Origin of the sequence: Fulvivirga aurantia, from assembly GCF_009711475.1 — a bacterium.
Lineage (GTDB): Bacteria > Bacteroidota > Bacteroidia > Cytophagales > Cyclobacteriaceae > Fulvivirga > Fulvivirga aurantia.
On the sequence record NZ_SMMD01000865.1, the window covers coordinates 1 to 12,209 of the forward strand.

At 39.0% G+C, this 12,209-nt stretch carries 12 protein-coding genes; 10 read left to right on the forward strand and 2 right to left on the reverse strand.

The genetic code is table 11. The features are described 5' to 3' along the window. The 10 genes from E1176_RS20725 to E1176_RS13570 form a co-directional block, all read left to right on the forward strand. A partial coding sequence (locus E1176_RS20725) for a cell division protein FtsX (protein ID WP_343030541.1) occupies window positions 1-534 on the forward strand: 534 nt, incomplete at its 5' end. Window positions 535-554: 20 nt separating this feature from the next. Continuing rightward, window positions 555-764, forward strand: a complete 210-nt coding sequence (locus E1176_RS13530) for a DUF3098 domain-containing protein (protein ID WP_155211168.1) — start codon at window positions 555-557, stop codon at window positions 762-764. A 6-nt stretch (window positions 765-770) separates the two neighbouring features. After that, window positions 771-1,568, forward strand: a complete 798-nt coding sequence (locus tag E1176_RS13535; RefSeq protein WP_155211169.1) for an undecaprenyl-diphosphate phosphatase — start codon at window positions 771-773, stop codon at window positions 1,566-1,568. Between the two features lie 9 nt (window positions 1,569-1,577). Further along, window positions 1,578-2,243, forward strand: coding sequence for a tRNA pseudouridine(55) synthase TruB (gene truB, locus E1176_RS13540; protein ID WP_155211170.1), 666 nt, complete (start codon window positions 1,578-1,580; stop codon window positions 2,241-2,243). Continuing rightward, window positions 2,240-3,169 carry a bifunctional riboflavin kinase/FAD synthetase gene (locus E1176_RS13545; RefSeq protein WP_155211171.1) on the forward strand — a complete coding sequence of 310 codons (930 nt, stop codon included), beginning with the start codon at window positions 2,240-2,242 and terminating at the stop codon, window positions 3,167-3,169. The genes truB and E1176_RS13545 overlap by 4 nt, the downstream gene beginning before the upstream one ends. 95 nt (window positions 3,170-3,264) lie before the next feature. Next, window positions 3,265-3,966 (forward strand): CoA transferase subunit A, encoded by a 702-nt coding sequence (locus E1176_RS13550; protein WP_155211172.1) that lies wholly within the window; start codon window positions 3,265-3,267, stop codon window positions 3,964-3,966. Between the two features lie 5 nt (window positions 3,967-3,971). After that, window positions 3,972-4,631: a 3-oxoacid CoA-transferase subunit B gene (locus E1176_RS13555; protein WP_155211173.1), complete on the forward strand. Its 660-nt coding sequence runs from the start codon at window positions 3,972-3,974 to the stop codon at window positions 4,629-4,631. A gap of 84 nt (window positions 4,632-4,715) precedes the next feature. After that, window positions 4,716-5,051, forward strand: coding sequence for a gliding motility protein GldC (gldC, locus tag E1176_RS13560; protein ID WP_155211174.1), 336 nt, complete (start codon window positions 4,716-4,718; stop codon window positions 5,049-5,051). Between the two features lie 155 nt (window positions 5,052-5,206). Continuing rightward, on the forward strand, window positions 5,207-8,056 hold the full coding sequence (locus tag E1176_RS13565; protein ID WP_155211175.1) for a TonB-dependent receptor: 2,850 nt from the start codon (window positions 5,207-5,209) through the stop codon (window positions 8,054-8,056). A gap of 17 nt (window positions 8,057-8,073) precedes the next feature. Beyond that, window positions 8,074-9,672 (forward strand): SGNH/GDSL hydrolase family protein, encoded by a 1,599-nt coding sequence (locus E1176_RS13570; RefSeq protein WP_155211176.1) that lies wholly within the window; start codon window positions 8,074-8,076, stop codon window positions 9,670-9,672. A 75-nt stretch (window positions 9,673-9,747) separates the two neighbouring features. On the opposite strand, the gene E1176_RS13575 is transcribed toward E1176_RS13570, so the two are convergent. After that, entirely contained in the window at window positions 9,748-11,433 is a 1,686-nt protein-coding gene (locus tag E1176_RS13575; RefSeq protein WP_155211177.1) for a DUF6909 family protein, read from the reverse strand. A gap of 151 nt (window positions 11,434-11,584) precedes the next feature. Continuing rightward, the gene (locus E1176_RS13585) at window positions 11,585-12,061 is read right to left on the reverse strand and encodes a DUF4494 domain-containing protein (protein WP_155211178.1); all 477 of its coding nucleotides are present in this window, start codon (window positions 12,059-12,061) and stop codon (window positions 11,585-11,587) included. Window positions 12,062-12,209 lie beyond the last annotated feature (148 nt).

Below are 12,209 nucleotides of genomic sequence, written 5' to 3' on the forward strand. Positions count from 1 at the left end.
GCATACATCCTTAAAATAGCCCCTGAGTTTCAGGAAAATGAGAAGCTTAGAAATATAAAGCAGGATGTTGAAGACATGAATGGAGTTTTTGAGGTTGTCTACATCGAAAGCCTGGTTGACAGCATTAATAAAAACATGACTAAGATTAGTCTCGTCCTTTTAGGTTTTGCGGCTATTTTGTTACTCACTGTAGTTATGTTGATTAACAACACAATCAAACTGGCGTTGTTTTCCCAACGCTTTTTGGTGAGAAGCATGCAGCTGGTAGGTGCCAAACCGGGTTTTATACAAAAGCCTTTCCTATTAAGAGCAAGCCTTCATGGGGCTTTAGCGGGCTTAATAGCCTCGTTAATGCTTTTTATATTAATGAATTTTGCCAACGATCGGGTTGAGGATCTTGCTACTTTACAAGAAACAGATAAGATACTTATCCTTTTTGCCTCATTACTTGTTATTGGCAGCTTAATTGGCTTTAGTAGTACATATAAAGCAATTAAAAAATACTTGAGAATGTCTCTGGACGAACTTTACTAACAGAGCAACAATACTTTAACATGGAGAAAAACGACAAACTACCTTTCGGGAAGAAAAATTATAAACTCATGCTACTAGGCCTGGCGGTTTTAGTAATAGGCTTTGTAACTATGAGTGTAGATTCTGAACCGCACGGTTTTGGATTTCTTGGCCTTACATTAGGTCCTATCATAGTTATGCTGGGCTTTATTATTGAATTGTTTGCCATTCTTCATAATCCTAAAAAATAGTCTGTAATGACATTGATTGAGGCTATCATCCTTGGTATCATTCAAGGTCTTACCGAATTTTTACCCGTAAGTAGTAGTGGTCATCTTGAGCTAGGTGCCATCGTACTTGGCCTGGAAACTTCCAATAATTTGCTGTTTTCTATCATTGTACATGCCGCTACAGCATTGAGTACAATCGTGGTTTTTAGAAAAGAGATCTTAACGCTCATCAAAGATTTGTTTGCTTTTAAGTGGAATGAATCCACGGAATATATTGCCAAAATTGCCGTCTCAATGATACCGGTGTTTATAGTCGGTGTATTTTTTGAAGACAAGGTTGAAGCCTTGTTTAGCGGCCAAATCTTATTGGTGAGTTCCATGCTATTTGTTACCGGCTTGTTATTACTCATTTCGCATTACACCAAGCCCAAAGATGGTAGTGTCACTTTTGGCAAATCTATAATCATCGGTTTGGCACAGGCAATAGCCATTATGCCCGGTATATCAAGATCGGGTAGTACAATTACCACAGCCTTATTTTTGGGCGTTGACCGTTCAAAAGCAGCACGTTTTTCTTTTCTAATGGTACTCCCCCCTATCTTGGGAGCTGCATTGCTTAAAACATTAGAACTGATGGATAGTGGAACTACTTTAGGCAGCAATATATCAACTCTCGCTTTAATCGCTGGTTTTATTGCCGCGTTTGTGGCCGGGCTGCTTGCCTGCACCTGGATGATAAGATTAGTAAGAAAAGGAAAGCTCGTTTATTTTGCCATCTATTGTTTCGTGATAGCTTTTGTAGGTATTGTAGCCACTTTCATATAATTAGTAAATATGCAGCAACAAAATCAGGAAGGATCAGTCTTATTAGTTGACAAACCACTTACCTGGACATCTTTTGATGTTGTAAAAAAGCTACGGTATCACCTTAAAGTAAAGAAGATCGGTCATGCCGGCACCTTAGATCCCCTTGCTACAGGTTTGCTGATTTTATGCACAGGCAAAATGACCAAGCAAATCGAAAAATTTCAAGCACAGGAAAAAGAATATACTGGCCAATTTGTACTTGGACAAACAACCCCCTCCTACGATTTAGAAACTGAGCCAACAGAACCTGTTGATATATCTCACATTACTGAAAGTGACATAAAATCTAAAACGACTCAATTTACAGGGGTAATCGAACAAACACCTCCGGTGTTTTCTGCGATAAAAGTAAAAGGCAAAAGAGCTTATGAAAGCGCCAGAAAGGGTGAAGATATTAAGCTGAAATCGAGGCAGGTTGAAATATCTGAATTTGATATAACTGCTATTGACAATAATGCAGTGAGCTTTAGAGTTGTCTGCTCAAAAGGTACTTACATTAGAAGCCTCGCGCATGATTTTGGTCAGGCTTTGGGCGTAGGAGCTTACCTAAGCAAACTGCGTAGAACAAGAATCGGTGATTTTAAGGTAGATAATGCACAGACAATTGAAGAGATAACGCAAAAGGAGGAATGAATATTTACCACAGCATAGAAGACTTCAATAAACTAGACTATGCCGTAGTCACCAGTGGCACTTTTGATGGTGTACATGTTGGCCATCAAACGATTCTTTCCAGATTGAAAGAGGTGGCGAAAAAATATGGTGGTGAAACCGTTTTAATCACCTATTGGCCTCACCCACGATTAGTGCTTTATCCAGAACAAACTGATTTAAAGCTACTTAACACTTTTGAGGAAAAAGCCGATCTACTTAAAAAACAAGGTATTGACCATTTATTAAGAATACCATTTACTAAAGATTTTGCTAAAACTACCAGTGAGCAGTTTATCAGAAACTTGCTTGTAAATAGAATTGGCACTAAAAAATTGGTAATTGGCTATGACCACAGATTTGGTAAAAATAGAGAAGGTAGTTTTGAACACCTTAAAAAAAACTCTTCTAAATACGGCTTTGATGTTGAAGAGATTTCCCGACAAGATGTAGACAATGTGGCGGTAAGTTCAACAAAAATAAGAAATGCCCTCACTGAAGGAGAAGTAAGCACGGCTGCTCACTTATTGGGCAACCCCTATTTACTCCAGGGAAGAGTTGTAAAAGGTGAGAAACTTGGTCGAATGATTGGATTCCCTACTGCCAATATTGAAATAGAATTTAGACATAAGTTAATTCCGGCAGATGGTGCTTATGCCGTTTTTGTAGAATATGAAGGCCGCATGTATAAGGGAATGCTCAACATAGGCTTTAGGCCTACCGTAAGTGGCCTCAATAGATCTATCGAAGTGCATATCATAGATTTTGACAAAGAAATTTACGGAGAAACACTATCTATTCAGTTTGTTGATCGAATAAGACCCGAGACGAAGTTTGAAGATATCGAAGCGCTCAAAAAGCAACTCCAAGCAGACAAAACCTTGGCAATTGACATTTTAAATAAGTAAATTTTGGTCGTATTTAGAAAGGGCCATGCTCTTTCGGCATTTAGATCACATTTACTTTCAATAAGAAATAACTTATAAAACCATAACCCCAAATTATGATAAACAAAGTTGTAGAAAATGCAGATGTTGCAGTTAAAGATATAAAAGATAATGCTGTGCTTATGCTAGGTGGCTTTGGCCTTTGTGGTATACCGGAAAATGCTATTTCGGCTTTACTTAAAACTGGTGTAAAAGGCCTTACCTGTATATCAAATAATGCCGGTGTAGATGATTTTGGAATTGGCCTTATGCTTAAGACAAGACAGGTCAAAAAAATGATAAGCTCATATGTGGGCGAAAATGCAGAGTTTGAGCGCCAGCTTTTAGCTGGTGAGTTAGAAGTGGACCTCATACCTCAGGGCACCCTGGCCGAGCGCATCAGAGCGGGTGGTGCTGGTATCCCTGCCTTCTTTACTCCTGCAGGTTATGGTACGGAAGTGGCCGAAGGAAAAGAAGTAAGAGAGTTTGATGGCAAAAACTACTTGCTCGAAGAATGGCTGCAAGCAGACTTCGCTTTAGTAAAGGCGTGGAAAGGCGACACTGCGGGTAATCTCATTTTTAAAGGAACCGCCAGAAACTTTAACCCAATGATGGCTGCTGCGGGCAAAATAACTATTGCAGAGGTTGAAGAACTTGTGCCTTTAGGAGAACTTGACCCTAACGAAATTCATACACCTGGTATTTATGTACAGAGAATATTTCAGGGTAAGGATTATGAGAAAAGAATTGAGCAAAGAACTATCACCGAAAAGAAATAATTGACATGGCATTAGATAAAATAGGAATAGCAAAAAGAATTGCACAAGAAGTAAAAGACGGATCTTATATTAATCTTGGCATTGGTATACCTACGCTAGTAGCCAATTATATCCCGGATGATATAGAAGTTGTGCTTCAGTCGGAAAACGGCCTCTTGGGAATTGGCCCATTCCCCCATGAAGAAGACGTAGATGCAGATTTGATTAATGCTGGGAAACAAACTGTTACGATGCGCCCTGGTTCGGTATTATTTGATAGTTCCGAAAGCTTCGGTATGATAAGAGGTGGGCATGTGCACCTTACTATACTAGGTGCCATGGAGGTATCAGAAAATGGTGATATAGCCAACTGGAAAATTCCTGGCAAAATGGTAAAAGGTATGGGAGGTGCAATGGATTTAGTAGCATCTGCCGAAAACATCATCGTTGCCATGCAACACACCAGTCGATCGGGCAGCTCTAAATTGCTCAAATCTTGTAGTTTACCAATTACAGGTCTAAAGTGTGTAAAAAAGATAGTGACAGATTTGGCCGTACTTACCGTAGAGCCAGATGGAGGATTCAGACTAATTGAAAGGGCACCTGGAGTTACTGTCGATGAGATTAAGGAAGCTACAGAAGGCAAACTAATAATAGAAGGAGATATTCCAGAAATGAAAATATAATCAAAAATTACATTTTATAGATAGCTGGCAAATGACGAAATTAAGCGTTACTTGCCAGCTATTTGATTTTAAATAAACAGACAAATGAAAAAATCTAAGATTAATTTCGACATATCCTTAGATAAGGACAATATCCCGGAAAAGATCATGTGGGATGCAACAGAAAAACCTGAAGATGGCCCTGAAGAAACATCTGCCATCAACATTTCATTATGGGACCCTAACATGCGTAATACCATGCGCATAGATCTATGGACCAAAGAAATGCCGGTTGATGAGATGAAGAGATTCTACATTGATTGTCTTGGTGGCATGGCCCAAAGTATACTAAACAGTACCGGAGATGAATTTATGGCTTCAGAAATGAATAATCTCTGTGACAAGCTGGTAGAACATGTAAAGAAAGAGGCCAACTCATAATGGCAATGGGCAAATCCCTCTTTAAACGGTATTTAAATCGTATGCATGCCTACTATATTAAAATAATTTATTGTAGATTTAGATGATTTTAAGCAAATGTTTTGCTTAATTAACAATTAACATTTTTTTGTTTTGACCAAATTAAACCAGAACCTATGAAGAAGATTTTTACTAAAATGACCTTCCTCCTTTTTCTTTTGATAGGAAGTGTCAGTTTTTCTTACGCCCAAAGCACCAAAATATCAGGTACGGTAACCGACCTGAGCACAGGTGATCCGCTGGCCGGTGTAAACATCGTAGTAAAAGGTAAAGTTACCGGTACAATTTCAGATCCAAATGGTGAGTTTAATCTCTCTGTTGATGTGCCTACGCCTTTTATTCTACAATTTTCCTTTATCGGATTTGAGACCCAGGAAATCGAAGTTACAGAAAGTGAAAGTGTACTTAATGTAACTATGGAAGAAGCTACACTCCTCGGTCAAGAGGTAGTAGTATCTGCATCCAGAGTAGAAGAAAGTATTTTAGAGTCTCCTGTTTCTATCGAAAAGATGGATATCAGAGCAATCAGAGAGGCTGCTGCTCCTAACTTTTATGACGCGATCAAGTCATTGAAAGGTATCGATGTAAGTACGCAGAGTATGACATTTTCATCTATAAACCCTAGAGGTTTTGGAGCTAATGGAAACACCAGAACTGTACAACTTATTGACGGTATCGACAACCAGGCTCCTGGCCTTAACTTCCCAGTGGGTAACATTGTAGGTATCAATGAGCTTGACTTAGAAAGCGTTGAAATCTTACCTGGTGCTGCATCAGCTCTTTATGGACCGAATGCAATTCAGGGTATTATTCTTATGAATAGTAAGAGCCCGTTTGAATACCAGGGCTTAAGCGTCACTGCTAAAATGGGTCTTAACCATGTTGATGAAGAAGACGATGATATGTCTGTCTATCACAACTATGCATTACGCTATGCTAAAGCCTTTAATAATAAGGTGGCCTTCAAAGTAACAGCTTCATATTTAAGAGCCAATGACTGGAGAGGTGTTGATTACCGAAACCAAAGCGGTCTTGTAGAAAATAGCAATGAATTCGACCCAACGGTTGATGGATACAGAGATAACGTAAGAACTTACGATGGTGTAAATGTATATGGTGAGCCCCTTGTCAATTTAGGTGCTGTGGCAGACGGTGTTATCGCGAGAGGAACTGCTCCAGGTGCCTCTGCTGAGGACCAGGCTTTAGCAGCTCAGGTTGCAGCTACACGTAGCCTTTACCCTGATGGAGAAAATGGAAACTTCACTCCACTAGGATTTACCGAGAGAGAGTTTGTAGATAATACTACAGAAAGTTTAAAACTAGGTACTGCTTTACATTACAGATTAAATGACGAGTTAGAGTTAATTGGTCAATACAATATTGGTTATGGTAGTACGGTTTACACGGCTAATGACCGTTTTGTTCTTGATGATTTCTCTATTTGGACAGGTAAATTAGAATTAAGAGGTACTAATTTCTTTGTTAGAGGTTATACTACACAGGAAGATGCTGGTGATAGTTATGCTGCCAACACTTTAGGTTCATTAATTAATGCTGAAACATATATCCCTGAGTATTTTTCAAACTTTGCCGGAGCACGTTCTAGCGGACAATCGGTAGATCAAGCTCATGCATTTGCCAGAGCTAATTCTAATAGATTAGAAGTTGGTAGTGATACTTATAATGAGGCATTTGATAGACTACGTCAAACACCTATTTCTGAAGGTGGTGCGCAGTTCTTAGATGAAACTAGCTTATACCATGGAGAGTTTATGTACAATTTTGCTGATAAGATTGACTTCGCGGAAATTATCGTTGGTGGTAACTTCCGAAGATATAATCTAAAATCTGGCGGTACTCTATTTGCTCTAGAAAATATCGATACTGGTGATGAATTTGACATCAACGAATTTGGTGGTTATTTACAATTGCAGAAGTCTGTAGCAGACGAAAGACTTGATTTAACTGGTTCAATTCGTTATGATAAAAATGAAAACTTTGATGGTCAGTTCTCGCCTAGAGTTTCTGCAGTTTACACAATGGGTGATAACAGAAACCATAACTTAAGAGCTTCTTTTCAGAGAGGTTTTAGAATTCCTACTACGCAGGATCAATTTATCAACCTAGATGTAGTTACAAGAAGACTTGTAGGTAGTAACTCTGCATTAGTTGACCAGTTCAACTTCAGAGACAACACCGTTTACACCTTGGAAAGTGTCAGTGAAGCCCAAAGGGAGAACGATGCCAGTTTATTAGTTGCCTGGGATGATTTCGATTTCGAAACTGAGAAGGTAAGTACTTACGAGTTTGGTTATAAAAGCTTAATCCAAAATAAACTTTTAATTGACGCTTACTATTACTACAGCCAATACACTGATTTTATTGTTGAAGTTGATCTAGTACAAACTGCTGCTAACAATACAAGTTCCGGACAAACTCCATTATATAATGGTCCAGCTGATCCTAATGGCATTGCTGCTGGAACAGCTAACACAGCAAGATATGGTTTTGACGTAAACTCAGAAGAAACCGTAAATACTCAGGGATGGGCTATTGGAGCTGAATATTCTTTACCAAGAGGATTTCAGTTAGGAGGTAATATCTCTTACAATGAGTTGATGGATGCTGAGGAATTGAGAGAGCAAGGGTTTAGAGCTCAGTTTAATACGCCAGAATGGAAGTACAACATCAAGTTCGCTAACAGAAAGGTGACTGATAACTTCGGTTTCTCAATTAACTATAGATGGCAGGATGCCTTTATTTGGGAATCTTCTTTTGGAGAGGGAGTAATTCCTGCATTCGGTACATTAGACGCTCAGGTAAGCTATAAGCTACCTAGCTTGAAGTCTGTGCTTAAACTTGGTGGATCAAACATTCTAAATGAAAGATATACTACTTCATTTGGTAACCCTCGTATCGGGGCACTATACTATGTGAGTATCACCTTTGACGAATTTTTTAATTAATACAAGACGTATAAAAGATGAAAAATCTTAATAAAATATTATTATATAGCTTAGGGCTTGCAGTCTTTTCATTTAGCTGCGACTCTGAAGAAGATCTTATTGATCAACGCATTGAGGAAAACACGACACCCGAAGAGGTAGCTGTTTCCGGTTCTGCAGATTTCACTTCTTACATTTCGGTTGGAAACTCTTTAACTGCAGGCTTTGCAGATGCCGCTCTTTATCCAGAAGGTCAGCAGTACTCTTTTTCAAGCATTGTTGCAGGGCAATTAGAGCTTGCAGGTGGTGGTAGCTTCGTCATTCCGGACATTGTTTCAGGCAACGGATTTGGTGGAGTTGATGAAAATATGATGATTGAGGGTAAATCCTTTATCGACATTGAAACTGCACTTGCCGCGATAGCTGAAGTAGAAGGTGTTGAAGTTGCTGATGCCATTCAAACAACAGAAGGGAGTGCATTGACAAATTCATCAAACACAGGTGCTGCACTCAATAATTTTGGTGTACCTGGGGCGAGATTAATCGATCTTTCTGCTAAAGGTTATGGTTCTTTAAATCCTTTTTATGGTGCCTTTCAATCTTCTGCAACCGCGTCAATACTGGAAGATGCAGTAAGTGCTGATGGTTCAATATTCACTTTATGGGCCGGAAATAATGATGTGCTTGGCTATGCTATAAATGGGGGTGCTGCAGGAGAAGATTTTGATCCTATGAATCCACAAACAATTACCGATGCAGGTACTTTTGGTGCAGCCTTATCTGCAACCTTAGATGCCTTAACTGCCAATGGTGCCGATGGAATATTATTGAATATACCACCTATAACTCTTATTCCATATTTTCAAACCGTAACAAATATATCAGGGGGAGTTGACTTAATTCCTTTGGATGCACAAACAGCAGCTTTCGTTACTTCGAACTATTCTGATTACAACAATGGATTGAATAATCTAGCTGCGGCCATGGTAATTACCCAAGAAGAGGCTGATAGAAGGCAAATCTCATTCGTAGAAGGAGACAATCCTCCAGTTATCACTGACGAGTCTTTATCTGACCTTTCAAGCTTTGGCCTACCAAGTATTAGACAGGCGGAGTCTATGGATTTGTTTACCCTTACAGCCTTGGGTACAATAGGAAGTTTACAGGATCCTGATGATCCAACTTCAGTTATTGGTGTTGGAGTACCTGTACCAGATGAATTTACACTGACTTTCGATGAGCAAACTAATGTTATTATGGCTTATGCCACATTTAATACTATAATAGCTACAGAGGCAGCTGCTAGACCTAATATTCATTTACTAGACATCGGTCCTTTATTTGCCGATGTTTTTGGTCTAAGTGGTGCTCAAGCAGCAGCGCTAGGTTTAAGCGCAGCCGCTCAATCAGCTGCGGATGGTGAATTAGGTATTAAAGTAGGTGGCTTTGATTTAGTTCCTTTAAGTTTATCACAAGAGGAATTATTCAATAGCATTTGGTCAACAGATGGTGTACACCCTAATCCAAGAGGTGCTGCAATCATTGCCAATGAAGTTATAGCAAAAATCAATGCTGAGTTCGATGCGACAGTGCCATTGGTAAATGTATTAGATTACCCTACTATCAACGCTAAATAAATTTAGCATCAGATAAAAAACAAAAAGCCCTCAAAGGACATCCTTTGAGGGCTTTTATATTTTAAGGCTTTTCTCTTACCCCAATATCTTTTTCAACGTAAGGGTTGTGATTAAGTAGGTTGGCTTCACTCCTTCCATACCTAAACTACCTGACGCTAGTGTACTTCCCGTTTTAAGCGGATTATCTGAAGCGTAGTATGCATATCTTACAACCACATTTTCAGTGATACTTTTTCTGATTTTAGCCGCTGACTGAATCGCCTTTTGATAATGTGCACCTTCCATTTCCAGGCCTACTGCATTCCATGTACTGGTTAAAAAGTGATTCAATACATCTTTATTCTGTAATGAAGTACCTAACACAGTAATCATAGGGCCTTCATATACACCTTTTTGATCTCCAAAATCTTTTTTACTGAAATCATTTTCAATTGGGTAGTTATCGGCAGTACCTTCAAAAACATGAGCTGTTGGTATCATAATATCGCCTTTGTCACCCTTTAATATACCTGCCTTACCCATGATGGTTATTGACTTCATATTCAATTCTACGTCATCCAGATCTCCGGCAGTTTCGTAAGGCTTAAGTAGCTCATCAAGGCACTCAAATGCTTGCTCTCCAAAGGCATAGTCCATTACTACCAACAATGGTTTGTCTTTATCTTCTAATGGTTTAGAAGGCCTGATTTCAGCAGGCAACTTTTCCATGTCAATGGCAGTCAAATCGATCAACTGTACAGGCAGGTTGGTACCCGACTGATCTTCAATCTCAATAAGACCGTGCTTTAGGGCATATTTCTTTATCTTCTCTCCTAGTGCCTTGTTTTCGTCTTTACCTGTCTCAATAGCCATTTTCTCTACAGAAGGATACTTCTTCATCCCGAGAGCTCCGAAACCATATACGGCATTTAAAAAGCTATGCATATTAGCACTGATAACGTGGATTGGTCTTCTATTCCATTTATTGTCATAAATGCATTTCTTTATTTTATTGGCCCACTGCTCACCGTAGATATGATGCCCGACAATTTCTCTAAGTTTAGCACTAAAGGTGACCTCCTTATCTTCTTGGTTCTTGTGTTCTGCAATGGCAGTTTTGCCTAGCCAATACACTATATGGTATAGACTGTTTTTATTCTTACCCTTGCTAAATTTTTTAATCGCCTCTCTGGTTTCTTTTACCGTTCTACCTAAGAAATTACTTAAATAGACTACAGCTTTTTTCTCATCAAACGGTTCGCCAGCGTCTTCCAGCTTCACCACTTCCTCTAGTTTCTTCCAATCGTCCTTTATCCTTCCTTTTTGATCGAGGCTATGATTTTTGATTTTCTCACCTTCTACACAGAGAAAAGTGATGTGAGTAAGAATATCGTAAATATCGCTACGCCCACGGGTCATTTCGATATAGATACGATTCTCATCTATTCTAAAGCAATTTCTTCTTCTTTTTGGCGGAATGATCATCTTGTGCCCGGCCTCCTCAAAGCCTTCACGAGCCACAAGCTTGATAAAGCGACACTCTTCTATACCATCTGGAAGTCGCTCAATCACATAAAGCAAACCATCTAGTTCTACTTTTTCGGGGTCTTCGATCGTACCATAAATCTCAGGTTTGAGGGTAAGGAGTGCATCAATAAGTGAGCGACCAGAAACGCCCATCGGCTTGTACGACCCTCTGATAAAAAGGTGTCTCATTGTAATGTAAAGCCTTTCGATGGCAGCTCGTGATTCTCTTGTTCTCTGTTTTGTTATATCTATCATATTATATTGTTATTCTATTTTAAATCGCCCCACCTTTCTACAAACCCCCATATACACAAAATACTAAGTTTAAGTAATAAACTTAGTATTTTGTTTTGACTTCGGTTACTAAAAAACAGCTTTTGAAGTCTACACAATATGTCCGCTTGGCCTAGCCTTGTTCTACTTCAGACAGTGGTTTAAGGTTAGAAGGAATTTCATCTGCTTCATATGGATAAACCTCAATAATATTTGTCTGGGTAATTGATGGCACATCGTAAGGCACCAACATACCATTAAAATGGTGCTCGACCATTTCAAAAGCTTGTTTTACATGCAAAGCGCAAACCAGCATATAAGTATTTATCTTTTTTTCCTTTTCGCTGTCTCCATCTAATGTAGAATAGCTCACCTTACATTTAAACCAGGTTTCGGCCTCTTCGCTCGGCACTACTTCTACTATATTTGTTTTAGTAATTTGAGTTACGCCCCACTCTCCACTAAAATCCTGAGCACCTATTTCATTTATCCTTGTTTCAGCATCGGTATAAGAAACTGCATCAATCAAAAATGACTCAGTAACCTGTTTTAACATACCATCCTCTGCTTCTTTATTGTGCTTTACTTTACAGTTGTACCAGGTTTTCATAATTAAGAAGATTTTAGTTGTGTAGAAAAACGATGTGACAAACTTGATAAACCTAGCAGTTTACCCTTTGCCTTTTATAAAAAAACCCTCTCAGATCACTCTGATAGGGTTTTTATGAAGTAGCCCGTAGGGGAATCGAACCCCTGTT